We start from the raw sequence: 23010 nt of genomic DNA, 5'->3' as shown, positions 1-23010 counted from the left end.
GAAACCCTGAATTTTACCGGATTGGCGGAGGCTTGAGACTTTCTGGGGCCTGGTGGTTCAACGGGGGCGCGCGTTTGTGCTTGTCGCGTTGCGCTGCCCGTTGTGAGTTCTCAGCTGTTGCCGTTCTTTCGCTTGCGGCCGGGACCAAAAGCAAACCCGAACGCGAGGAACAGCAGCGACACGGCCAGCACCGTGTTATTGCCGCTCGTCACATACGGCGTGTTGCCCGTCGTGCCTTGAATCGTCGTTTCGATCGAGCCTGCCGTGAACGCCGGCATGCGCGCGATCACGTTGCCGTGCGCGTCGATCGCGGCCGTCGCGCCCGTGTTCGTCGCGCGCAACATCGGACGGCCCGTTTCGAGCGAGCGCATGCGCGCAATCTGCAGGTGCTGATCGAGTGCGATCGTGTTGCCGAACCACGCGAGATTCGTCGAGTTCACGAGCACGCCCGCCGGCATGTCGCTCTCGCGCACGGTGCGCGCGATCTCTTCGCCGAAGATGTCTTCGTAGCAGATATCGACGGCAATGGGCTGGTTGTGCACGACGAACGGCTTCTGCACGGGCCCGCCGCGCGCGAAATCGCCGAGCGGAATGTTCATCAGGTTGACGAACCAGCGGAAGCCCCATGGCACGAATTCGCCGAACGGCACGAGATGATGCTTGTCGTAGCGGTACACGCCCGTCTGGCCCGGCGTGACGCCGAACAGGCTGTTTGTATAGTCGACGACGCGTCCTTCCGGCGTGATCTTGCCGCCGATCGCGCCGAACAGGATCGACGAGTGTGTGGAGTCGGCGAAATTGCGCACGGCGAGCGCGAATGGCTCAGGAATGGCTTGCGCGAGCACGGGAATCGCCGTTTCCGGCGTGACGATCAGATCGGCGGGCTTTTCCGTGATCATCCGCTGATATTCGTCGATGGCCGCTTTCACGCCGGACGCTTCGAACTTCATGTCCTGCTTCACGTTGCCTTGCAGCAGGCGCACGCTCAGCGACGCGTTGGCGGGCGTCGTCCACGAGACGAGCGGCAGGAGCAGGCCCGCGGCGACCAGCGCGACGGCGATCACGGCGGGTGTCGCAACGCGCGTGGAGCGCGGCTCGGCGTTTGCCGCTTCGGTTTTTGCCGCACGCGAACGCAAAAGCGCCTGCGCGATCAGCGCGGCGGCGAGCGCCATCACCCAGCCGACGCCGTAGACGCCCGCCACGGGCGCAAAACCGGCGAACGGACCGTCGACCTGCGCGTAGCCGCTCGCGAGCCACGGAAAGCCGGTGAACACGGTGCCGCGCAGCCATTCGCCGACAGCCCATGCGCTCGCGAAGGCAAACGCGCCGTGCCAGGTCGGCGAAAACGGTTGCTCGTCGACGAGTTTGCCGTTGCGCGCGTGCCCGGCGCAGAACGACCAGACCCCCGCTGCGAGGGCCGGATAGACAGCGAGGTACAGCGAGAACAGCACGAGCGCGGCGCCCGCGAGCGGCGCCGGCATACCGCCGTAGAAGTGCATGCTCACGTACAGCCACCACACGCCCGTCACGTAGTTGCCGAAGCCGAAGGCGAAGCCGGTGAGAGCGGCGCTTTTCCAGCCTGTCGTGCGCGTGAGCCACGCGAAGAAGAACACGAAGATCGCGAGTTCGAGCCAGCCGCCGTGCGGCGTCGGAGCAAACGAGAGCGTATTGAGCGCGCCGACGGCGGCGGCGGCGAGGTAGTGCCACCACGGCGACGTCCGGGCGCGCCCGATGTTGGCATCGGCTGCGTCGGGCGTCACGCCGCGGCGCAGACGGGAAATGATCGGGTCGGCCATTGTTGCGTGGTCGGCTTCAGAAAAACTCGGGATGGATCAGGTTTGCACGTGCTGGGCGTCGCGTTCGCGCTGGCCGGCGAGAGGATCGCGGCGCACGAGCAGCATGTGAATCTGGCGGGCGTCGGCGCGCAGCACTTCGAAAATCAGGTCGTCGAGGCGCACTTTTTCGCCGCGATGCGGCACGCGTCCGAAATGGTGCGTGACCAGGCCGCCGATCGTGTCGACTTCCTCGTCGGAGTAATGCGTGCCGAATTCCTCGTTGAACTGCTCGATTTCCGTCAGCGCGCGCACGCGGTAGCGACCGTCGGGCGACGCGATGATATTGCCGCTTTCCTCGTCGAAATCGTATTCGTCCTCGATATCGCCGACGATCTGTTCCAGCACGTCTTCGATCGTGATCAGGCCCGCGACGCCGCCGTATTCGTCGACGACGATGGCAAGGTGATTACGGTTCACGCGGAAGTCGTGCAGCAGCACGTTCAGGCGCTTGGATTCGGGGATGAACACGGCGGGGCGCAGCATGCCGCGCACATCGGCTTCGTCTTCGGCGTAATAGCGCAGAAGGTCTTTCGCGAGCAGCACGCCGATCACGTTGTCGCGGTTGCCTTCGTACACGGGGTAGCGCGAGTGCGCTTTCTCCAGCATGTACGGGATGAATTCGTCGGGCGAGTCCGCGATATTGATCGCGTCCATCTGCGCGCGCGGGATCATGATGTCGCGCGCGCAGAGTTCGGAAACCTGGAACACGCCTTCGATCATCGACAGCGAATCGGCGTCGATCAGATTGCGTTCATGCGCGTCCTGCAGGATTTCGAGGAGTTCGCCGCGAGAATCGGGCTCGGGCGAGATGAAATCGGTCAATCGCTCGAGGAGGGAGCGCTTTTCCTGGGGTTTGTCGCTGGTATGGCGTCGACTGGGATACGAATCGTTCATGGTGGTGCGCCCGGAAAGCTGGGCGCGCTGTTGCAGAGCGTTAAGGATACACCACGGGTGTGGCGGGACCGTGTCCCGTCGTACAAGCGCGGTTTGCTTGCTTTTTATCCTAACTGATAACTGGGGTCGACAGGGGTGTCGACAAAATTTGGTTTTTGGGGCGCTGGTGGGGGCGCTTTGCTGGCTCTTGCGCGGGCATCCGCGGTTTCGTATCGGTGCTTCATGCGTTGCCCCTGTGCGGGGCGGCACCTACTTTTCTTTGCAGCGGCAAAGAAAAGTAGGCAAAAGAAAGCCGCTCACCCCGCCAGTTCTAGTGGTTGCCTGCGGGCCCCCCACGGGTCCCGCTCTCCAGACGGCATCGCGCTGTCTCACGCCCGTTGCCAGCGTACTCACTCACGCCTCACCCGCTTCACCTACCCACGTCACGTTTCGCGTTACCAGAAAGTCCACGGCCGCCCAGGTGGCAAACGGTGTGTAGGCCGTCGCGACGGAAGTGCACCACTCCGGACAGAAAAGCGGGATCGGTGTCGTGGGAGCGCCAGCGTAAGAGGTGCGACAACCTACACACCGTTTGCCACCTGGGCGGCGCAGACGAATCGCTGCCGCTGGCTGTGCTACGGGTGACTGGAGAGGGTGATGCGCCGGTTAAAGGCGCTGGCAACGCACATGGGATAGCGCGTTGCCGTCTGGAGTGCGGGACCCGTTGGGGGCCCGCAGGCAACCACAAGAACTGGCGGTGTTAGCCCGCTTTCTTTGCTTACTTTCTTTGCGGCGGCAAAGAAAGTAAGTGCCGCCCCGCACAGGGGCAACGCCTGAAGTACCGATACGAAACCGCGGATGCCAGCGAATCCCAGCAAATGCCCGTAGAGGCAAAAACCAACCCCAACCCTTATCCACACCTGGATAACAGCGCCTCCAACGCCCGGTCGGGCATTCCGCTCTCCCTCAAAGCCGCAACCGTGCGACTCACATAGTCAAGCGTAGTGCCATAGCGCCCCGAAGCGCACCCGAGGACGGCCCTAACGACGTCGTCAGAAAGCTTCCCCGTATAAGAAGCCACATCGCGCCGCATCACGAACGCGAGCGCATCGACGCGCCGACCATCGGCCAGCACGCAAGGCAGCCATGCCGGACGGTACGACCCCATTGCCATTTCGCGCCGCCATAGCGCTTCGAGATGCGGCATCGCGCCCTCGGCGGCGAGGCGGAATGCAATGCCGCTGCACGATCCGCCGCGATCGAGCGCGAGCACCAGCCCCGGCTGCTCCGGCGTGCCGCGATTGACGCGCGACCACAGATACAGCCCCCGGTGATAACCATGCACCCGCGAGCGCAGCGCTTCGACCGTCGGCAGGCCGGGGTTCCAGATCAGCGACCCGTAGCCGAACAGCCACAGATCGCGCTTGCGATCCCAGTCGCGCAGCGAGCAATCAAGCGAGGCGCGCAGTTCGTCGTCCGTCAGCAGACGCGATTCGCCCAGCGACGGAGGATAGCCGGGGCAGGGCGGAAGCGTTGACGGTGGGGTTGAAACGGGTTGGCTCACGTTGATTCGACCGGTTGGCTGTGCGGGGATTCAGAGCCTGCGATCGACGTCGACGGCCGGCTCGAACGTCCTGCTATCGAGCCTCATTCGTACGGATCAGGGAAGCCGAGCTTGCCGAGCACCTCGGTTTCAATCGCTTCCATCTCTTCGGCTTCTTCCTCGTCCTCGTGGTCGTAACCCTGCGCGTGCAGCGTGCCGTGGACGAGCAGATGCGCGTAATGCGCTTCGAGCGGCTTGCCCTGTTCGCTCGCTTCTTTCTCGACGACAGGGCAGCACAAGATCAGGTCGCCCGTGACGGGATCGTCTTCCGATTCCGCATAGGCGAACGTCAGCACGTTGGTCGCGTAATCCTTGCCGCGATACGTGCGGTTCAGCGTGCGGCCTTCGTCGGCGTCGACGAAACGCACGGTCAGCTCGGCATCCGCGAACAGCGCGGCCTTGATCCACGCGGCGACGGTTGCCTTAGGCAACAGCGCCTTGTGTTCGGGCCACGCCTTTCCAGCGGGAAATTGCAGATTCAGCGACAGTTTCGGGGCGCGGCTCATGCGTCGTTCTTCGTTGCGGTCATGTCCGTGTCACTTCGCGGCGTCGCGTGCATTGACCGATTCCGACTCTCCCGCTTCCTTCTTCGAGTGCGCGTCATAAGCCTCGACGATGCGCGCGACGAGCGGGTGCCGCACCACGTCCGCGCTCGTGAAGCGCGTGAGCGCGATGCCGCGCACGTTGGCGAGCACGTGCTGCGCTTCGATCAGTCCGCTCTTGTGGCCGCGCGGCAAGTCGATCTGCGTCGTGTCGCCCGTGACGACCGCCTTCGAGCCGAAGCCGATACGCGTCAGGAACATCTTCATCTGCTCGGGCGTCGTGTTCTGCGCCTCGTCGAGAATGATGAACGCGTGATTCAGCGTGCGGCCGCGCATGTATGCGAGCGGTGCGATCTCGATCATCTGGCGCTCGAACATCTTCGCCGTCTTGTCGAAACCGAGCAGATCGTAAAGCGCGTCGTACAGCGGCCGCAAATACGGATCGACCTTTTGCGCGAGATCGCCGGGCAGAAAGCCGAGGCGTTCGCCTGCTTCGACGGCAGGGCGCGTCAGCACGATGCGCTTGACCTGATCGCGCTCCAGCGCATCGACGGCGCAGGCGACGGCGAGATACGTCTTGCCCGTACCCGCCGGGCCGACGCCGAGCGTGACATCGTGCGAGACGATCTGCTTCAGATACTCGCGCTGCGCAGGCGTGCGGCCGCGCAGATCGGCGCGGCGCGTGTACAGCTTCGGACCCAGTTCCTCGACTTCGTCGACGCCTTCATGCGCCGGCTCGTCGAACGGATGGTCGGGGTCGCCGCGAAAGCGCGGATCGAGTTCTTCCGTGTCGCCGCTGCCGCCGTTCGGACGGCCGTTGTTGGCGGGATGACGCGCTTCGACGAGCGCCAGCTGGATATCGTCGACGGACAACGGATCGCGCGCGCTGTTGTAGAAGTTTTCGAGCGCGTTGAGCGCGACTTTCGCGCCGCGCCCGCGAATGCTGATGCGGTGTCCGCGGCGTTGCAGCGTGACGTCGAGCGCCTGCTCGATCTGCCGCAGGTTTTCGTCGAGCGGCCCGCAGAGGTTGGCAAGCCGCGCGTTGTCTTCGTGCGGCGCAGTGAATTCCAGATGTTGCTGAGTGGTCTTCAAGGCTTGGATTCGGTCCTGTCAGTGCGCTGCAGCTTAATGTGCGGCGGGCGCGGTGTCGTGAACCATCACGAGTTCACCGCGCAGCGAGTGTGGGTACGCGTGCACGATCTTCACGTCGATCATCTGTCCGATCAGGCGCGCGTGCGTTTCCACGGGCGCCGGGAAATTCACGACGCGGTTGTTTTCCGTGCGGCCCGCGAGTTCGTTCGGGTCCTTGCGAGCCGGCCGTTCGACCAGAATGCGCTCGACCTTGCCGACCATCGCCTCGCTGATGCGCTGCACGTTTTCCTCGATGGTCGCCTGCAGATGCTGCAGACGGCGCAGCTTCACTTCGCGCGGCGTGTCGTCGTGCAGATTCGCGGCGGGCGTGCCGGGACGCGGGCTGTAGATGAACGAGAAGCTCGTGTCGTAGCTCATGTCGTGCACGAGCTGCATCATCTTGTCGAAGTCTTCTTCCGTCTCGCCGGGGAAGCCGACGATCATGTCCGTCGACAGCGACAGATCCGGACGGATCGCGCGCAGCTTGCGAATCACCGACTTGTATTCGAGCACCGTGTAGCCGCGCTTCATCGCCATCAGGATGCGGTCCGAGCCGTGTTGCACGGGCAAATGCAGATGGCTGACGAGCTTCGGCACCTTCGCGTAGGTATCGATCAGGCGCTGCGTGAATTCCTTCGGATGCGACGTCGTGTAGCGAATCCGTTCGATGCCGGGGATTTCCGCGACGTATTCGATCAGCGTCGCGAAGTCGGCGATTTCCGTCGCGCCGAGCGTCATCGCGCCACGGTACGCGTTCACGTTCTGGCCGAGCAGCGTGACTTCGCGCACGCCCTGATCGGCGAGACCGGCGATTTCGGTGAGCACGTCGTCGAGCGGCCGCGACACCTCTTCACCGCGCGTGTACGGCACGACGCAATAGCTGCAGTACTTGCTGCAGCCTTCCATGATTGATACGAACGCGCTCGGACCGTCGACGCGCGCGGGCGGCAGGTGATCGAACTTCTCGATTTCCGGGAAAGTGATGTCGACCTGCGCGCGGCCGCTTGCGCGGCGCTGATCGATCATCTGCGGCAGACGATGCAGCGTCTGCGGACCGAACACGAGGTCGACGTACGGTGCGCGTGCGACGATCGACGCGCCTTCCTGGCTCGCCACACAGCCGCCGACGCCGATCAGCAGATTCGGATTCGCTTCCTTCAGTTCGCGCACGCGGCCGAGATCGGAGAAGACTTTCTCCTGCGCCTTTTCGCGCACCGAGCACGTGTTGAACAGAATGACGTCGGCGTCTTCGGGCGTGTCGGTCTTGACGAGGCCTTCGGCTGCGCCGAGTACGTCGACCATCTTGTCGGAGTCGTACTCGTTCATCTGGCAGCCAAAGGTCTTTACATAAACTTTCTTGGTCATCGATTGTTCGCCGGTCGCAGTAATTAACCTGGGGGCGTCAGTAAAAAGGTGAAGAGAGACAAAAACGCGTGGCGCCGCGGCGCGAAATGCCGGAGCAAAGGGCCGGGCGAAGCGGGGCCGGAGCGCCCGAAACGCGCTTTTACAGCGTAGTCCAACATTATAGCCCTTTGCGGCGTGGGGCTTTGGCGGCGTGCCGGGCGTTCGTCATGCGTCCCGTTCGGCGTCGGCAGGCCGTTTTCTTTCACCGGCGGACGGTTTCCGCGCGCCGCGGTGTGACGTTCGCGCGTCGCCGAGTGCCTGACGCAGGCCGGGTTGCGCTTCCAGTTCGCCCGTCGTCCTCGCGAAGCGTTCGGCGAGAAAGTCGAGCAGCACGCGCACGCGCGGCGCCATGAAGCGGTTGCGGTGGTAGAGCGCATGCAATGGCGCATCGGGATAGCGCCAGTCCGGCAGCAGCACGCGCAGGCCATCGCTTTTCAGGTCGGCTTCGACGTCCCACATCGATTTGATCACGATGCCGTAGCCGCGCAGCGCCCATTCGCGGGCGACGGCGCCGTCGTTGGTTTCGCGCGCCGATTCGAGCGGAATCGTGTATGTGACGATTTCGTCGCCGCGCGTGAAGCGCCATTCGTTGACGGGCCCCGACGCCGTGCCGAGCACGATGCAGTCGAAACGCGCCAGATCGAGCGGATCTTGCGGCTCGCCGCGCCGCGCGATGTATTCGGGCGACGCGCACAGCACACGCGGATTCGGCGCGAGCCAGCGCGCGACCAGCGAGCTGTCCTGCGGCACGCCGAAGCGGATCGCGAGATCGATGTCTTCCTGCACCAGATTCTGCAGCGAATCGGACAGCGTCAGCGCGAACGTGACGTCCGGGTACAGCGCGTTGAACTCGTCGAGCCAGTGCATCAGCAGATTGCGCCCGAAGTCCGACGTCGCGGACATGCGCACCTTGCCGCGCACGGCGTTCTGGCCTTCCTGCAGTGCGGCTTCGGCGTCGTCGAGCGCGCGCAGCGCCTGTTGGCAACCGCTCAGGTACAGACGGCCTACGTCGGTGAGACGCAGTTGGCGCGTGGTGCGCTCGAAGAGGCGCGCTTTCAGCCCGCCTTCGAGCTTCGCGAGGCGCGCACTGGCCGCCGCGGGCGTCAGGCCGAGCTTGCGGCCCGCCGCCGACAGGCTGCCCAGTTGCGCCGCTTCGACGAAGAGACGGATGTCACCGAGGTTGTCGGTCATTATCCAGCGCTATTTGAAAATCCTTCAAATGGTACGCCAATTATCAAATTCAAGGCGTACGCGGACAATCCGATCCTGACAACGCGACACCCGCGTTTACCCGGAGCCGCATCATGCATCTCGACCACGCGACGATCGTCACCGCCGATCTCGACGCCACCCGACGGTTTTTCGTCGATGTCGCCGGGCTGACGGACGGCCTGCGGCCGCCGTTCGGCGTCGGCGGTCACTGGCTGTATGCGGATGGCTGTCCTGTGATCCATCTCGTCGACTCGACGCTGCCGTATCAAGCCGGTCGCACGAGCCCGCGTATCGACCACATCGCGTTCCGTCTCGACGACGGCGAAGCGTGGCAGGCGCTGCTTGCGCGGATGGAAAGGGCAGGCGTCGCGTATCAGACGGCCGATGTGCCGCTCTCGGGTGAAGTGCAACTGTTCGTCGCGCTGGCGTCGTCCGTCGTCGTCGAGTTCGTGACGGCGGCGCGCAACGCCGCGCGCGCGTCCCACTGAATCGTCTTCTGGAGCTTCCCATGCCCATTCCCTTGCTTGCGCTTGCCATCAGCGCATTCGCCATCGGCACGACCGAGTTCGTCATCATGGGTTTGCTGCCCGACGTGGCGAAAGACCTTGCCGTGTCGCTGCCTTCGGCCGGTCTGCTCGTCAGCGGTTATGCGCTTGGCGTGGCCGTCGGCGCGCCGCTGCTCGCAGTCGTCACCAGCAAGATGCCGCGCAAGCTCGCGCTGCAACTCCTGATGGGCGTGTTCATCGTCGGCAATGTGCTGTGCGCGATCGCATCCGACTATTCGGTGCTGATGATCGCGCGCGTCGTGACGTCGTTCGCGCACGGCTCGTTCTTCGGCATCGGCGCGGTGGTGGCCGCGTCGCTCGTGCCGCAGGAAAAGCGCGCCAGCGCGATTGCGCTGATGTTCACGGGGCTTACGCTCGCGAACGTGCTCGGCGTGCCGTTCGGCACGTTCATCGGGCAGCAGTTCGGCTGGCGCGTCGCGTTCTGGATCGTCGCCGCGTTCGGTGTGCTGTCGCTCGCGGGCGTCACGGCGCTGGTGCCGAACCGGCACGACACGGGCCCTGCCGGTCTTGGTCACGAAGTGCGCGTGCTGAAGGAACCGCAAGTCTGGCTCGCGCTGACGATGACGGTGCTCGGCTTCGGCGGCGTGTTCGTCGTGTTCACCTACATCGCGCCGATTCTCGAACAGGTCAGCGGCTTCACGCCGCACGGCGTCACGCTGATCCTCGTGCTGTTCGGCGTGGGTCTGACGGTCGGCAACACGGTGGGCGGCAAGCTCGCGGATCGTTCGCTGATGCCGTCGCTGATGGGCATTCTGATCGCGCTCGCCGTCGTGATGGCCGTGTTCGCGCATACCAGCCATTCGCAGGTCGCGGCGGGCATCACCGTGTTCATCTGGGGCATCGCGGCCTTCGCGACGGTGCCGCCGCTGCAGATGCGCGTCGTCGAGAAAGCGAAGGCTGCGCCGAATCTCGCTTCGACGCTCAACATCGGTGCGTTCAACGTCGGCAACGCAGGCGGCGCATGGCTCGGCGGCCTCGCGATCAGCCACGGTTACGGGCTCGATGCGCTGCCGTACGTGGCTGCCGTCGTCGCGCTGGCTGCGTTGGCGCTGACGTGGATCGCCGCGCGGATGGATACGCCCGCCACCCTCGTCACGCGGGACGTGCGCGAGCGGGTTTGATCGAGTCAGCGTTGGCCGCGAGGTGATTCCGATGCCCATGCTTTGCGAAGCATGGGCATCTTTTTTATGAGCCGCCGCGTGCTAACCGCATCGCACGTCAGCGCATATCGGTCCGCTGCGATCGTGATAACAGTGTGAAGATAACTTCGTTGGGCGCGGCAAAACCGGGTGCTAGTCTTGCCTCCACTAGTGCTTGCTCCGCACCGTAGCGGAGCTTCTGGAGGCAATCATGCAGTCACCGCTTGCGCTCGTACGCGACCGCGCGTCCGAAGGCCACGATGCGGCCCATGCTCACGACGAACCGCGCTCTTCCGAATTCGATGCGCTCGAACATCGTGTCGGCGTGAATCTGGCGAGGCTGCGCGCCGAGCGTCAGTTGTCGCTCGATGCTTTAGCCCGCGCATCGGGCGTGTCGCGTGCGATGCTCGCGCAGATCGAATCGGCGCGCAGCGTGCCGTCGATCAAGGTGCTGTGCAAGGTCGCGGCGGCGTTGAAGGTGTCGGTCGCCGCGTTTTTGCGCCAGCACGCCGTGAACGGCTTCGAGCATTTGCCAGCAGAGCGCTCGGCGCGCGTGGTCACGTCGAATGGCCGCTACTGGACGCGCGCGCTGCATCCCGACGCCGAGCCGTCGACCGCCGAATTTCACGAGCTGCGCATTGCGCCGCTGCACACCGAGCCGGGCACGCGACGCGCGCCGGGAACGCTGGTGAATCTCGTCGTCAGCGTGGGGACGATCGAAGTCAGCGTGCACGATCGTCGCCAGCTGCTTGCGACGGGTGATTCGATCGTCTTCGACGCCGACCAGCCGCACAGTCTGCGCAATCCCGGCGATACGGAAGCGCGCGCATTTCGCGTGACGGTGAATGCCGAGACGCCGCCGCGCTGGGACGTGCCGCATGACGTGACTAACGGCGCGCCGAACGACGCGCAACTCGCGAACGCGCATTCCGAAGGATGAAACGCGTGGCACGCGCGGGCTGCACGCCGCGCGAGGTTGTTGTATGCTCTGCGAGCCGGATCGATCCGGCAATCAGTACGTCTTCAGGGCGGGGCGAAATTCCCCACCGGCGGTATGCAGGCGGCGCGCATCAGGCGCGCGAATCTGCGAGCCCGCGAGCGCCTGCGTTGCAGTTCGGATGCAGGGTCAGCAGATCTGGTGAGACGCCAGAGCCGACGGTTAGAGTCCGGATGGAAGAAGATGTGCAGATAGTCATCTGACTGTTCCTGTCGACGGGAATGGCGCGTCATTGGCGCGTTGGCCCGTCTCATGCGAGAAGGTGGTCGCCATGCTGCTCATTGCGAGCGGCACGTGGTCTGTCCGTTCGTTGCATGACAGCTGTTGCGGCTGACGGGACGCGTTTGTCTGTTTGCAATGCCCTGAAACGTTTTTCGCCCACACTCTTGCGAGGAGCGTTTCACATGTCCGCTGTATCCACTTCTGCTGCCTATGCCTGGCCTGCACCGTCCGTCGTCGCGGAGGATGCCGTCGCCGATCTCCCGTTGCTGGCCTCCGAACCCGTTCCGCCGCGCATTGCCGCCGCGCTCGATGCGTTGCGCGAAGGCCGTGCCGTCGTGCTGCAGGACGATCACGATCGCGAGAACGAAGCCGACCTGATCATGTCCGCCGAGCGCATGAGCGTCGAGATGATGGCGCTGTTCATCCGCGAGTGCAGCGGCATTGTGTGTTTGTGCCTGACCGACGAAAAAGTGCGCGCACTCGAGTTGCCGCCGATGACGGCTCACAACGAAAGCCGCAATACGACGGCGTTCACGGTATCGATCGAAGCGCGCGAGGGCGTGTCGACGGGCGTTTCCGCTGCGGACCGGCTGACGACGATCCGTGCTGCGATTGCGGATCACGCGAAGCCTGCGGATATCGTGCGTCCTGGTCACGTGTATCCGTTGCGCGCGATGCCGGGCGGCGTGCTGGCGCGCCGCGGGCATACGGAAGGAACCGTCGATCTCGTGACGTTGGCGGGGCTGAAGCCCGCCGGTGTTCTGTGCGAGTTGATGAATGCCGATGGCACCATGATGCGTGGGGCTGATGTTGAGGCGTTCGCTGCCAGGCATTCCATGCCGATGTTGACTATTGCCGAACTGGTGGAGTTTCGGCGCGCGCTTTTGGTCGCGCGGGAGGATTGTGTCGAGGTTTGAGGTTTTTCTTGTCTGCGACGCTAGTCGCCATTCCGGTTTTTGGTTTTTGCTGCGCTGGCTTCCGCGAGTTCGTGTCGTAGTTCAGGCGTTGCCCCTGTGCGGGGCGGCACCTACTTTTCTTTGCAGCGGCAAAGAAAAGTAGGCAAAAGAAAGCCGCTCACCCCGCCAGTTCTTGTGTTTGCCTGCGGGACCCCAACGGGTCTCGCACTTCAGACGACAACGCACGATTTCATGTGCGTTGCCAACGCCTTTGACAGGCGCCTCACCCACTTCAATCACTCGTAGCGCAGCACGCGGCAGCGAACCGTCTGCGCCGCCCAGGTGGCAAACGGTGTGTAGGTGGTCGCACCTTACGCGTTCGCGCTTCTACGACACCGATCCTGCTTTTAAGTCCGGAGTGGTGCACTTCGATCGCGACGGCCTACACACCGTTTGCCACCTGGGCGGCCGTGGACTTCCTGGTAACGAGGTCGTGACGTGGGAGTGTGGAGTGGGGGATGCGAATCCAGGAGCGCTGGCAACGGGCATTGAGTAGCTTGATGCCGTGTGGAGTGCGGGACCCGTTGGGGGCCCGCAGGCAATGGCTAGTATTGGCGGTGTTAGCCCGCTTTCTTTGCTTACTTTCTTTGCGGCGGCAAAGAAAGTAAGTGCCGCCCCGCACAGGGGCAACGCCTGAACTACGACACGAAATCGCGGATGCCCGCCACGAATTCGCGAATGCCAGCGCAGCAAAAACCAAAAACCAGAATGGCGACTAGCGTCGCAGACAGACAAAAACCCCAACTACGACTGCACGCCCCGAAACTCCCCCCGCATCCCTGCCTGAACGAATGAAGGCAACTCATCCATGTGTTTCATGATCCGGGTAATACCCAGATTCCGCAGCACATCGGCGTAGCCATCAGGAATATGACTAGCGCCAACAAACGCAACAGTCATCATTCCCGCCGCGCGAGCGGCATTCAACCCAGAAACGCTATCCTCGACCACAACGCACCGCGAAGGCTCAACGCCCAATTGCTGCGCAGCAAACAGATACACGTCAGGATACGGCTTGGGCCGCGCGACCTGCTCAGCGCTAAACACCCGTGACCCAAAAATCTCGGCGAGTCCCGCGCGCCGCACCGATGCGCTCACGCGCGTCATCCGGCTGTTCGATACGACGGCGGCCGGCAACGGCACCCGCTGCAGCGCATCGCGCACGCCACTGATCGCCGACAACGATGACGCCAGCTCCGCTTCGACATTCGCTTCGACGGTCTGCAAAAAATCAGCGGGCAACTGAATGTCGAGCGCCGTTTCGACGCTCTTCAGAAAGCGCGAAGTCTGCTGACCGAACGCAGTCTTGCAGATTTCATCGAAATCGAGTGTCGGAAAAGTAGCGGCGAGCGTGTCGTGCATCACACGGTCGGCAATGACTTCGCTGTCGACGAGCACGCCGTCGCAGTCGCAAATGAGATGGTCGATCATGCGGAAAAAACGGAAGGGAAGCGCCGCCTGCAAACACCGCTACGCGCAGCGCCGCAGGCGGAAAGCCACATCATACGTGCTTCACGGCCCGCCGCGCCGGATCGGGCACGCGTGGAATCACGGCGCGTCAGCCCACGCCTTCGCCGCGCGGATCGCTCGCTGCCAGCCGTCCAGGCACGCCTTCGCGTCGGCGGCAGGCATCGACGGGGAGAAGCGGTGGTCGAGCGCCCATTGCTTCTGCAATTCGTCGATGTCTTTCCAGTAGCCCGTCGCGAGCCCAGCAAGATACGCAGCGCCGAGCGCCGTCGTTTCGGCGACCTTCGGACGCACGGCGTCGACGCCGAGAATGTCGGCCTGGAACTGCATCAGCAGATTGTTCGCGCACGCGCCGCCGTCCACGCGCAGTTCGTCGATATGGATGCCCGAGTCGGCTTCCATTGCCTTGAGAACGTCCACGGATTGATACGCGATCGAATCGAGCGCCGCGCGCGCGATGTGCGCCGACGTCGTGCCGCGCGTCACGCCGAACAGCGTGCCGCGAGCGCGCGCGTTCCAGTGCGGCGCGCCGAGGCCCGCGAACGCCGGCACGAGATACACGCCGTCGCAATGCTCGACGCCGCGCGCGAGCGTCTCGACCTCCGACGCGCTGCGAATGATGCCCAGCCCGTCGCGCAACCACTGCACGACAGCGCCCGCGATGAAGATGCTGCCTTCGAGCGCGTAGTTGACCTGATCGCCGATCTGCCATGCAATCGTGGTGACGAGATTGTTCTTCGACTCGATCGGCTTCGAGCCCGTGTTCATCACGAGGAAGCAGCCCGTGCCGTAGGTGTTCTTCACCATGCCGGAACGCGTGCACATCTGGCCGAAGAGCGCCGCGTGCTGATCGCCTGCGATGCCCGCAAGCGGAATCTTCGATGCGAACACGGTGGTCTTCGTCGGCCCATACACTTCCGACGAAGGACGCACTTCGGGCAGCATGCTGCGCGGAATGTCGAGCGCGTCGAGCAGCTCGTCGTCCCATTGCAGCGTGTGGATGTTGAAGAGCATCGTGCGCGATGCGTTGGTCACGTCGGTGATATGCAATTCGTGCTTCGTGAAGTTCCACACGAGCCAGCTGTCGACCGTGCCGAAAGCGAGCTTGCCTTGCCTGGCCTTGTCGCGCGCGCCGTCGACGTTATCGAGAATCCAGCGGATCTTCGTTGCGGAGAAGTACGAATCGATCGGCAAGCCGGTCTTCGCGCGGACCTTGTCTTCGAGGCCTTGCGCCTTCAGCTGGTCGCAGAAATCAGCTGTGCGGCGATCCTGCCAGACGATCGCGTTATAAATGGGATGCCCTGTTTCGCGGTCCCAGACGATCGTTGTTTCGCGCTGGTTCGTGATGCCGATCGCGGCAATCGACGTGCCGTTCAGTCCGGCGTGCGTGACGGCTTCGGCCGCGACGCCCGCCTGCGTCGCCCAGATTTCCTGCGGATCGTGCTCGACCCAGCCCGGATGCGGATAAATCTGCCGGAATTCCTTCTGCGCAACCGAGACGACATTGCCCTTGCGATCGAACAGCATCGCGCGCGAACTCGTGGTGCCCTGGTCTAGCGCCAGGATGTACTGATCCTGCATCGTCTCTTCTCCATGCGTTCTTTTCGGACGGGCGCGGCGGCGCGCCCGGGTCACGCGAAAGTGTGGGTGCCTGCGCGGATTGTTGCATGCGCGGCAGCGCGGTGGAATCGCTGCGTGCCGTCGCGGCCTGGCGTGTGCCGAAAGGCTCAGGCATGCTGCTTCGATGTCGCGCGGGCGAACCACGCATCGATGTCGCGCGTGACGCTGTCGAGCGTGCCTCGCTCGACATGCAGGCCAAGCTTCGAGCGGCGCCACAGAACGTCGTGCGCCGTCGTCGCCCATTCGGTTTCGCGCAGATAGCGCAGCTCCGCTTCATACAGCCCCGGCGCGAACTGCCGACCGAGATCGGCCAGCGAGCGCGCATCGCCGATCACGCGTTCGGCGCGCGTGCCGTAAGCGCGCGCGTAGCGGCGCGCGAGCGCGGCGGGCAGCCATGCGTGCTGTTGCGCGAACTGCGCAGCGAAGCGCTCGAAGTCCGCGCGCGCGATATCGCCGCCCGGCAGCGCCACGCCCGCCGTCCACGCCTCTTTATCGTGCTGCAGGGCGCGAGCGAGATCGTCGACGGCTTCTTCCGCGAGCTTGCGATACGTCGTGATCTTGCCGCCGAATACCGACAGCAGCGGCGCTTCGCCAGCGGGCGCGTCGAGTTCGAGCCGGTAGTCGCGCGTCACGGCGGACGGGTTGTCCGCGTTTTCGTCCTCGAGCAGTGGACGCACGCCCGAATATGTCCAGTACACATCGCGCGGCGCGATGTGCTGCTTGAAGTAGCGGTTGATCGAATCGCACAGATACTGCGTTTCCGATGCGTCGATCGAGACCTTCGACGGATCGCCCTTGTATTCGAGATCCGTCGTGCCGATCAGCGTGAAGTCGCGCTCGTAAGGAATCGCGAAGATGATGCGCTTGTCCGGGTTCTGGAAGATGTATGCATGGTCGTGCTCGAACAGGCGGGGCACGACGATGTGGCTGCCTTTCACCAGACGCACGCTGTAGTTCGCCTCACGTCCGCGCGACAGTGGGCCGCGCAGCAGTTCGCCGACCCACGGTCCGGCGGCGTTCGCGATCGCACGCGCGCGCACTGTCGCCGTCGAGCCGTCGGCGCGCTGCATCTGCGCATGCCATTCGCCATTCACGCGCGTCGCGCCGACGAGCTTCGTGCGCGTTACGATGGTCGCGCCGCGTTCCTGCGCGTCGAGCGCGTTCAGGACGACAAGGCGCGCGTCGTCGACCCAGCCGTCCGAATAGACGAAGCCGCGCTTGATCGAATCGACGAGCGGCTGGCCGGCGGGATGCTTGCGCAGGTCGATGCCGCGCGAACCGGGCAGCAATTCGCGGCGCGCGAGATGGTCGTAGAGAAAGAGGCCGGCGCGAATCAGCCAGGCGGGCCGCAGATCGGGCATGTGCGGCATCACGAAGCGCAACGGCCACATGATGTGCGGCGCGGCGCGCAGCAGCGTTTCGCGCTCCTGCAGCGCCTTGCGCACGAGACCGAACTCGCGGTATTCCAGATAGCGCAGGCCGCCATGAATCAGCTTGGTGCTGGCCGACGACGTATGCGCGGCCAGATCGTCCTGTTCGCACAGCAGCACGGCGAGACCGCGGCCCGCCGCGTCGCGCGCGATGCCCGCGCCGTTGATCCCGCCGCCGACGACGAGCAGGTCGTAAATGAAATCTTGCGTCACCCGGAATGCCCCTGACGGAGGAAAAAGTAGGGTTGATGTGAAATCGTAATGTTCGTTTTCGAAACTTTAATGAACATATTCGAAAAAGTAAAGTTCGACTTGGCGCAAATCGGTGCGCGATTTTGCACGCGGTGGCACGAATGCCGCGCTGGGCCGATACTTCCCTGCAAGCAGCCGGATTGCGGCGATACGAGGTGAATTTCATGCGTGGACTCTGGATGACGGGCGCGGCGGCGCTGTCGATCGCGGCGGCGCTGACGGGGTGCGTCAGCACGCCCAGCCTGAACGGAACGATGGGCGCGCCGTCGTTCGCGGATTTGCAGGCGATGTGCGGAAATCAGCTCGTCGATTACGGCAGCGACGCCCAGTCCGTCTACGTGACGCTGTTCGATGCGTATGTCGCGAACCGGCGCGGCGGGCTGTCGAAGGCGGATTACTGCACGTTCCAGACGGGGTTGGCGCAGCGTTACACGGCGCAGGGCACGAGCCCCGATCCTGAAGCGCGCAGTCAGTGGGTGGCGTTCTTCAACGCGCAGCGCGTCAAGGCGCTGAGCTGGCGCGCGGCCGTCGATCCGACGTTGCGCTCGGGCTGAACGGAAGACAGGCGCGCGCAGGCATGCCGGTCAATTGCGGCGGAGCAGGCGTGAAAACATAAAGACGGTCAGGCGGGCCAATCCGCGTGACCGTCCAGGCGCCCGTATGCTCGCGTGTCCGTTGCGGGCACGCCGACGGTCGCAGGGTGATGACAGGCAAACGTGTCAGGCGCGATCGGTTGCCGTCAGGAAAAGCGCTTGATAGCCCGGAGAGCCGTATCGCCGGATTCCGTGATACGCCATTGTTGCAAGCCCGACGCGAGTTTTTCGAGCTGGACCAACTGCCGTTCGAGCAGTGCGTCGAGCTCTTCGCGTTCCATGTCGACCTGATTGGGGGCGTCCTTGACGAGCAACAACGTGGCGAATTCATGCGGACTCAGCATCGTTTCTCTCCATGTCAAGCGTACTCGGGTAGCCATTGCGTCAGCCGACGGCCCTGCCGGCGACGGAGGATCCAACGGCGGTGAATACCGTGGATCAGGCCTGAAGTTTTGCTCTCTTCGCCCCACGTCCAGCGTGTGTCACTCGGTCCAAAGACGTTTAAGGACGTTGGGGAACTGGAGTGTAGTCAATGGCAGCCGGAAGTCCAAATCGGCCCCGTAAATTTTCCCGTTGACAGCACCGCGCACGAGCGGCGGTCCGGCGGACGCGGCAAATCCTTGATTTCACTGGAGGATTTGCGTGCGGTGCAGCATGGCGGAAATGGGCTTGCGGCCCCCGCATTCGCGCCGGAGACCATGCGGCGCGAATGCCGTGCGTCCCGTTACTCGGCGATGTAGACCTGCGTGCCGGAAGTCGCCAGCGTTTCGGCCATGTCGGGCGGCGGCGGAGCGTCGGTGAAGAGGGAATCGATCTGGTTCAGATGCCCCTGGCGCACGAGCGCAGGTCGCCCGAATTTCGAATGGTCGGCGGCCAGGAAGACGGTGCGCGAATGTTCGATGATCGCTTCGGCGACGCGCACCTCGCGCGTGTCGAAATCGCGCAGCGTGCCGTCCGTCTCGATGCTCGACGTGCCGATGATCGCGAAGTCCACCTTGAACTGGCGGATGAAGTCGATCGCCAGCTCGCCGACGATGCCCTTGTCCCACGGCCGCACGATCCCGCCCGTCACCAGCACCTCGCAATCCGGATAGCCGCTCATCATGCTCGCGACGTTCAGGTTGTTGGTAATCACGCGCAGGCCGCGATGGCGGTTCAGCGCACGCGCGACTTCTTCCGTCGTCGTGCCGAGGTTGATGAAGAGGGAAGCCTGATCGGGAATGTGCGTGGCGACGAGTGACGCGATGCGCCGCTTCTCGTCATGGAACATCCGCTGGCGCGCGCTATAGGAGACGTTCTCGGAACTGGTCGGCAGACTCGCGCCGCCGTGGTAGCGGCGCAGCAGGTTCATGTCGGCGAGCCAGTTGACGTCGCGGCGGATCGTCTGCGGCGTCACGTCGAAGTGCGCAGCCAGATCGTCGACCGTGACGAAGCCGTCGCGTTGCACCCACTCCAGCAGTTCCTGTTGACGTGCGTTCAGCGTCAGGCGGGGGTCTCGTGTCATGGTGTTTTTGTGAGCGCCGCACCGGAAGTGGGCGAGGGTTGGCTTGGCCGTATTGTAAGACCTTCGTTGTGTTCGTCGTCGCCCGTCGCCGACACCGGATTTTTCGCGTGCTTGAATGTCGATCGAAAGGCAGTGTAGTGCGGTTTTAAGTTCGCGAAGGTGTTCGAAACATCAGATCGAATCTCCGGTGCAATCTCTTTGTGCATTCGCACGGTCAATCAGGGTTCGCGCGGAACTGCGCGGATACGGCATGGTCTGTGCTGTGTTATCTGCGAATTCGCAGAGCAACGGCTAAGATGAAGATAAAAATTCAATGTTGCAAGGCACTGTAGTCCTCACGGACGGCATCGAACCGGAACATCTGCGGTTCAGCCCGCGCACGAGGCACTACGGTTTTCGGAGCGGACTTTTATGCACAACGAGGCTGTTCACGTGATGCCCTGGCGCATCGAAGACATCGATCTCAATCGCATCGACCGCCAGCGCGCGGTCGCCAATGAAGACCTTCTTTTGCTCCTTTGCGCGGCTTCGTTCATCGAAAGCGGTACCGATCTCTACACGAGCAATCTGAGCAGGTTCTTCAATGGCGATCCCGAGGTGTCCGCGTGGCTCAACAATGAGTGGGAGCCCGAAGAAATGCAGCACGGTCGCGCGCTGAAGGCGTACATCGCGCACGTGTGGCCGGAGTTCGACTGGGACACGGCGTTCCACAATTTCTTCGAGGAGTATTCGAAGACCTGCAACATGGAAGACTTCGAAAAGACGCGCGCGCTGGAGATGGTGGCGCGCTGCGTCGTCGAGACGGGCACGGCAACGTTGTATCGCGCGATCGGCGTATGTTCGGACGAGCCCGTTCTGAAGGAAATCACCGACAACATCCGCACCGACGAAGTCCGTCACTACAAGCACTTTTTCAAATACTTCAAGAAGTACAACAAGATCGAGGGCAACGGACGGCTCGCGGTGCTCGGCGCATTGATGCGGCGCGTGATGGAAATCAAGAACGAAGATTCGGAGATCGCGCTACGCCATGTGTTCGCGATCCGCTATCCCGAGCGTGTCAACGACGAGGCGTATAACCGCGAAAAGGCGGCGCGCGTGAACAAGCTCGTGCGGCACAACCTGTCCGCCGATATGTGTGTGAAGATGCTGCTCAAACCGCTCGATCTGCCGGCGAAAATTCAGCCAGGCGTCCATTACCCGCTCGCGAAGATCACGCAGCACGTGTTTTTCCGCTGACAGTTTTTCGCCGCGCTCAGGTCTCGATGGCCCGCCGCGCGCGGGCCGTCTGCTTTGTCGGCCGTTGCGCTGAACGTCGCGCGAGATCGTGCATCGACAGAGGACACTCGCATGCCAACATCCACGGAGCAAAATCATTCACTCGATCAACAGGTATTCGACGAATGGCCCGCCGAATTGCGCGCGTTGTTCGATGGCTCGGCGCTCGAATCGAAAATCGGGTTCACGGCCTCGCTGCTGACCGTCGATGAGAGCAACGCACATGTGCGCACGTCTTTGCTCGGCATCGGTGAACTGTACGCGCCTGACTCTCGCACGCTATGCATCGGGCTCTGGCCGCAATCGCGTGCGGCGCGCGCGATCGCCGGAAGCGGACGGGCGACGCTGACCTTTGTGTTCGATGAAGCGTTCTATCAGGTTCAACTCGCACTCGTGCCGTTGAGCGCGGATGCGGGAGGACTAGCGTGTTACGCGGGAACGATCGATTCCGGCGAAGCGCAACGCGTGGGTTACGCGCGCCTGACGTCGGGCATCACGTTCAATCTGGCAGAGGGAAGAGAGGCAGTACTCGAACGCTGGACCCAGCAGGTCGAGTACCTGAAGAAAGCCGCTGGCGGCGCGGCGGCTGGAAGATAACAGCAGGAAGACGCTCGACGCCCGCATCGGGAACGGCGGGCGTCTCAGTGTTGCGTCAGTTGCCGCGCTGACCACGCGGCGCATCGCCGCGCGCCTTGCCGCCAAGCAGGGCGCCCGGGTTCGCGTTGCGCGGCTTGCGCGGTGCGTGTGCGGCATGCGGGGTGTGCGCGCCGCCTTCATGTGCGGATGCGCGCGGCTTGTCCTGATGACGCGGACCGTCGTTGCGCGCATGCGCGGGCTTTGCGCCTTGCGGCTTAGCGTGTTGCTTCGGCTTGTCGCCAGGTTTGTCACCGGGTTTGTCGCCCGATGCGCGGTGGCCGCCGCGCGAGTGACCGTTGTTCGCGCCCGACGAGCCTTCGCGTTTCTGCTGACCTTGAGCCTGACGCTGACCCTGGCCTTGCCCTTGCCCTTGACGTGGCTGACGGCCGCCACCGCCTTGTCCGCGGCGCTGGATCGGCTCGGGCCGCGCGTTCGGATCCGGCTCGAAGCCTGCGATCACTTCTTGCGGCACGGCGCGCTTGATCAGCTTTTCGATGTCCTTCAGCAGTTGCAGCTCATCGACGCACACCAGCGACACCGCTTCGCCCGTCGCGCCCGCGCGGCCCGTGCGGCCGATGCGGTGCACGTAGTCTTCCGGCACGTTCGGCAGATCGAAGTTGACGACATGCGGCAGCTGGTCGATGTCGATACCGCGCGCCGCGATATCGGTGGCGACCAGCACCTGCAGCGTGTTGTTCTTGAACTCCGCCAGCGCCCGCGTACGCGCCGACTGGCTCTTGTTGCCGTGAATGGCCAGCGCGCTGATGCCGTCCTTCGTCAACTGTTCGGCGAGACGGTTCGCGCCGTGCTTCGTGCGCGTGAAGACGAGCACCTGAAACCAGTTGTGCTGCTTGATCAGATGCGTGAGCAACTCGCGCTTCTTGTCGCGATCCACCGGGTGAATCTTCTGCGCGACCGTTTCGGCCGTCGTGTTGCGGCGCGCGACTTCGATCAGCGCAGGCGCATCGAGGAGACTGTCGGCGAGTGCCTTGATCTCGTCCGAGAACGTGGCCGAGAACAGCAGGTTCTGGCGCTTCGGCGGCAGCTTCGCGAGCACGCGCTTGATGTCGTGAATGAAGCCCATGTCGAGCATGCGGTCGGCTTCGTCGAGCACGAGAATCTCGAGATGCGACAGGTCGATGGTCTTCTGCTGCATGTGATCGAGCAGACGCCCAGGCGTCGCCACGACGATGTCGACGCCGCGCCGCAATGCATCGATTTGCGGATTGATGCCGACGCCACCGAACATCACGGTCGACTTCAGCTTCAGATACTTGCCATATGCGCGCACGCTTTCCTCGACCTGCGCAGCGAGTTCGCGCGTTGGCGTGAGGATCAGCGCGCGCACGACGCGCTTGCCGCCCGGCGCGGGCGGCATCGTGAGAAGACGTTGCAGGATGGGCAGCGTGAAGCCGGCCGTCTTGCCGGTGCCCGTCTGCGCACCGGCCAGCAGGTCGCCGCCGTTGAGCACAGCGGGAATGGCCTGTTGCTGGATCGGAGTCGGCGACGTGTAGCCGAGTTCGTTGACTGCGCGGACCAGCGGTTCGGACAAGCCGAGGGAATCAAAAGACATAAAAACTCTTTGCAATGCAATTGTGCAAACGATGCCAACGCGGCCCGAAGGCGCGTTCGCGGGCGACCCGAATGATCGCTCGCCCGACACTCACCGTTCACGGAGAAATCGGCGGCACGCGCTATGCGTGCCGAATTGCTCGACGCGCTATGCAGACACGTCGACTGGCATTAAGTT

At 63.6% G+C, this 23010-nt stretch carries 20 protein-coding genes and 1 riboswitch; of the genes, 7 read left to right on the top strand and 13 right to left on the bottom strand.

Going from position 1 to position 23010, the window contains the following annotated elements:
- Window positions 1-110: 110 nt before the first annotated feature.
- The 7 genes from lnt to FRZ40_RS08915 all read right to left on the bottom strand — a co-directional run bounded on the left by lnt (window position 111) and on the right by FRZ40_RS08915 (window position 8579).
- Window positions 111-1796, bottom strand: a complete 1686-nt coding sequence (lnt, locus tag FRZ40_RS08945; RefSeq protein WP_147233901.1) for an apolipoprotein N-acyltransferase — start codon at window positions 1794-1796, stop codon at window positions 111-113.
- Window positions 1797-1832: 36 nt separating this feature from the next.
- Complete coding sequence (locus FRZ40_RS08940) at window positions 1833-2729, bottom strand: HlyC/CorC family transporter (protein WP_012399827.1); 897 nt, start codon at window positions 2727-2729, stop codon at window positions 1833-1835.
- A gap of 889 nt (window positions 2730-3618) precedes the next feature.
- Window positions 3619-4272, bottom strand: coding sequence for a gamma-glutamylcyclotransferase (locus FRZ40_RS08935; protein WP_028364941.1), 654 nt, complete (start codon window positions 4270-4272; stop codon window positions 3619-3621).
- An 83-nt stretch (window positions 4273-4355) separates the two neighbouring features.
- Window positions 4356-4817, bottom strand: a complete 462-nt coding sequence (gene ybeY / locus FRZ40_RS08930; RefSeq protein WP_028364940.1) for an rRNA maturation RNase YbeY — start codon at window positions 4815-4817, stop codon at window positions 4356-4358.
- 30 nt (window positions 4818-4847) lie between these two features.
- A complete protein-coding gene (locus FRZ40_RS08925; protein WP_028364939.1) occupies window positions 4848-5945 on the bottom strand; it encodes a PhoH family protein in 1098 nt (365 codons plus the stop codon).
- A 33-nt stretch (window positions 5946-5978) separates the two neighbouring features.
- Window positions 5979-7349 carry a tRNA (N6-isopentenyl adenosine(37)-C2)-methylthiotransferase MiaB gene (gene miaB, locus FRZ40_RS08920; RefSeq protein ID WP_028364938.1) on the bottom strand — a complete coding sequence of 457 codons (1371 nt, stop codon included), beginning with the start codon at window positions 7347-7349 and terminating at the stop codon, window positions 5979-5981.
- 204 nt (window positions 7350-7553) lie between these two features.
- Window positions 7554-8579: a LysR family transcriptional regulator gene (locus tag FRZ40_RS08915; protein ID WP_147233900.1), complete on the bottom strand. Its 1026-nt coding sequence runs from the start codon at window positions 8577-8579 to the stop codon at window positions 7554-7556.
- Window positions 8580-8692: 113 nt separating this feature from the next.
- Between FRZ40_RS08915 and FRZ40_RS08910 the strand changes: the two genes are divergently transcribed.
- From FRZ40_RS08910 to ribB, 4 genes are all read left to right on the top strand, one after another.
- A complete protein-coding gene (locus FRZ40_RS08910; RefSeq protein ID WP_028364936.1) occupies window positions 8693-9088 on the top strand; it encodes a VOC family protein in 396 nt (131 codons plus the stop codon).
- Window positions 9089-9108: 20 nt separating this feature from the next.
- The gene (locus FRZ40_RS08905) at window positions 9109-10287 is read left to right on the top strand and encodes an MFS transporter (RefSeq protein WP_147233899.1); all 1179 of its coding nucleotides are present in this window, start codon (window positions 9109-9111) and stop codon (window positions 10285-10287) included.
- Between the two features lie 229 nt (window positions 10288-10516).
- A complete protein-coding gene (locus tag FRZ40_RS08900; protein WP_147233898.1) occupies window positions 10517-11245 on the top strand; it encodes a helix-turn-helix domain-containing protein in 729 nt (242 codons plus the stop codon).
- Window positions 11246-11320: 75 nt separating this feature from the next.
- Window positions 11321-11491, top strand: a riboswitch (FMN riboswitch).
- A 215-nt stretch (window positions 11492-11706) separates the two neighbouring features.
- Window positions 11707-12441, top strand: a complete 735-nt coding sequence (gene ribB, locus FRZ40_RS08895) for a 3,4-dihydroxy-2-butanone-4-phosphate synthase (RefSeq protein ID WP_147233897.1) — start codon at window positions 11707-11709, stop codon at window positions 12439-12441.
- A gap of 783 nt (window positions 12442-13224) precedes the next feature.
- Here ribB and FRZ40_RS08890 read toward each other — a convergent pair.
- From FRZ40_RS08890 to glpD, 3 genes are all read right to left on the bottom strand, one after another.
- The gene (locus tag FRZ40_RS08890; protein ID WP_147233896.1) at window positions 13225-13911 is read right to left on the bottom strand and encodes an HAD family hydrolase; all 687 of its coding nucleotides are present in this window, start codon (window positions 13909-13911) and stop codon (window positions 13225-13227) included.
- A gap of 117 nt (window positions 13912-14028) precedes the next feature.
- Window positions 14029-15528: a glycerol kinase GlpK gene (gene glpK, locus FRZ40_RS08885; protein ID WP_147233895.1), complete on the bottom strand. Its 1500-nt coding sequence runs from the start codon at window positions 15526-15528 to the stop codon at window positions 14029-14031.
- Between the two features lie 146 nt (window positions 15529-15674).
- Window positions 15675-17210 carry a glycerol-3-phosphate dehydrogenase gene (glpD, locus tag FRZ40_RS08880; protein WP_147233894.1) on the bottom strand — a complete coding sequence of 512 codons (1536 nt, stop codon included), beginning with the start codon at window positions 17208-17210 and terminating at the stop codon, window positions 15675-15677.
- A gap of 203 nt (window positions 17211-17413) precedes the next feature.
- Here glpD and FRZ40_RS08875 point away from each other — a divergent pair, with 203 nt between their 5' ends.
- A complete protein-coding gene (locus FRZ40_RS08875; RefSeq protein ID WP_193566981.1) occupies window positions 17414-17803 on the top strand; it encodes a hypothetical protein in 390 nt (129 codons plus the stop codon).
- A gap of 185 nt (window positions 17804-17988) precedes the next feature.
- On the opposite strand, the gene FRZ40_RS08870 is transcribed toward FRZ40_RS08875, so the two are convergent.
- Together FRZ40_RS08870 and FRZ40_RS08865 are read right to left on the bottom strand one after the other, a co-directional pair.
- Window positions 17989-18186, bottom strand: coding sequence for a hypothetical protein (locus FRZ40_RS08870; protein WP_090865504.1), 198 nt, complete (start codon window positions 18184-18186; stop codon window positions 17989-17991).
- 380 nt (window positions 18187-18566) lie between these two features.
- Entirely contained in the window at window positions 18567-19346 is a 780-nt protein-coding gene (locus tag FRZ40_RS08865; RefSeq protein ID WP_147233893.1) for a DeoR/GlpR family DNA-binding transcription regulator, read from the bottom strand.
- A gap of 411 nt (window positions 19347-19757) precedes the next feature.
- Between FRZ40_RS08865 and FRZ40_RS08860 the strand changes: the two genes are divergently transcribed.
- Together FRZ40_RS08860 and FRZ40_RS08855 are read left to right on the top strand one after the other, a co-directional pair.
- The gene (locus tag FRZ40_RS08860) at window positions 19758-20585 is read left to right on the top strand and encodes a ferritin-like domain-containing protein (RefSeq protein WP_147233892.1); all 828 of its coding nucleotides are present in this window, start codon (window positions 19758-19760) and stop codon (window positions 20583-20585) included.
- A 111-nt stretch (window positions 20586-20696) separates the two neighbouring features.
- The gene (locus tag FRZ40_RS08855; protein WP_147233891.1) at window positions 20697-21221 is read left to right on the top strand and encodes a hypothetical protein; all 525 of its coding nucleotides are present in this window, start codon (window positions 20697-20699) and stop codon (window positions 21219-21221) included.
- Between the two features lie 55 nt (window positions 21222-21276).
- Here the strand turns inward: FRZ40_RS08855 and FRZ40_RS08850 are convergent, their stop codons facing one another.
- Complete coding sequence (locus FRZ40_RS08850) at window positions 21277-22833, bottom strand: DEAD/DEAH box helicase (protein WP_147233890.1); 1557 nt, start codon at window positions 22831-22833, stop codon at window positions 21277-21279.
- Window positions 22834-23010 lie beyond the last annotated feature (177 nt).

Source organism: Paraburkholderia azotifigens (genome assembly GCF_007995085.1).
Lineage (GTDB): Bacteria > Pseudomonadota > Gammaproteobacteria > Burkholderiales > Burkholderiaceae > Paraburkholderia > Paraburkholderia azotifigens.
This window is presented reverse-complemented; position numbering and strand designations above follow the sequence as displayed.

Excerpts from the sequence above, each read along its gene's own strand:
- lnt (WP_147233901.1), bottom strand. The coding sequence starts at position 1,796 with ATGGCCGACCCGATCATTTCCCGTCTGCGCCGCGGCGTGACGCCCGAC.
- FRZ40_RS08940 (WP_012399827.1), bottom strand. The coding sequence starts at position 2,729 with ATGAACGATTCGTATCCCAGTCGACGCCATACCAGCGACAAACCCCAG.
- ybeY (WP_028364940.1), bottom strand. The coding sequence starts at position 4,817 with ATGAGCCGCGCCCCGAAACTGTCGCTGAATCTGCAATTTCCCGCTGGA.
- miaB (WP_028364938.1), bottom strand. The coding sequence starts at position 7,349 with ATGACCAAGAAAGTTTATGTAAAGACCTTTGGCTGCCAGATGAACGAG.
- FRZ40_RS08915 (WP_147233900.1), bottom strand. The coding sequence starts at position 8,579 with ATGACCGACAACCTCGGTGACATCCGTCTCTTCGTCGAAGCGGCGCAA.
- FRZ40_RS08910 (WP_028364936.1), top strand. The coding sequence starts at position 8,693 with ATGCATCTCGACCACGCGACGATCGTCACCGCCGATCTCGACGCCACC.
- FRZ40_RS08905 (WP_147233899.1), top strand. The coding sequence starts at position 9,109 with ATGCCCATTCCCTTGCTTGCGCTTGCCATCAGCGCATTCGCCATCGGC.
- FRZ40_RS08900 (WP_147233898.1), top strand. The coding sequence starts at position 10,517 with ATGCAGTCACCGCTTGCGCTCGTACGCGACCGCGCGTCCGAAGGCCAC.
- ribB (WP_147233897.1), top strand. The coding sequence starts at position 11,707 with ATGTCCGCTGTATCCACTTCTGCTGCCTATGCCTGGCCTGCACCGTCC.
- FRZ40_RS08890 (WP_147233896.1), bottom strand. The coding sequence starts at position 13,911 with ATGATCGACCATCTCATTTGCGACTGCGACGGCGTGCTCGTCGACAGC.
- glpK (WP_147233895.1), bottom strand. The coding sequence starts at position 15,528 with ATGCAGGATCAGTACATCCTGGCGCTAGACCAGGGCACCACGAGTTCG.
- FRZ40_RS08875 (WP_193566981.1), top strand. The coding sequence starts at position 17,414 with ATGCGTGGACTCTGGATGACGGGCGCGGCGGCGCTGTCGATCGCGGCG.
- FRZ40_RS08870 (WP_090865504.1), bottom strand. The coding sequence starts at position 18,186 with ATGCTGAGTCCGCATGAATTCGCCACGTTGTTGCTCGTCAAGGACGCC.
- FRZ40_RS08865 (WP_147233893.1), bottom strand. The coding sequence starts at position 19,346 with ATGACACGAGACCCCCGCCTGACGCTGAACGCACGTCAACAGGAACTG.
- FRZ40_RS08860 (WP_147233892.1), top strand. The coding sequence starts at position 19,758 with ATGCACAACGAGGCTGTTCACGTGATGCCCTGGCGCATCGAAGACATC.
- FRZ40_RS08855 (WP_147233891.1), top strand. The coding sequence starts at position 20,697 with ATGCCAACATCCACGGAGCAAAATCATTCACTCGATCAACAGGTATTC.
- FRZ40_RS08850 (WP_147233890.1), bottom strand. The coding sequence starts at position 22,833 with ATGTCTTTTGATTCCCTCGGCTTGTCCGAACCGCTGGTCCGCGCAGTC.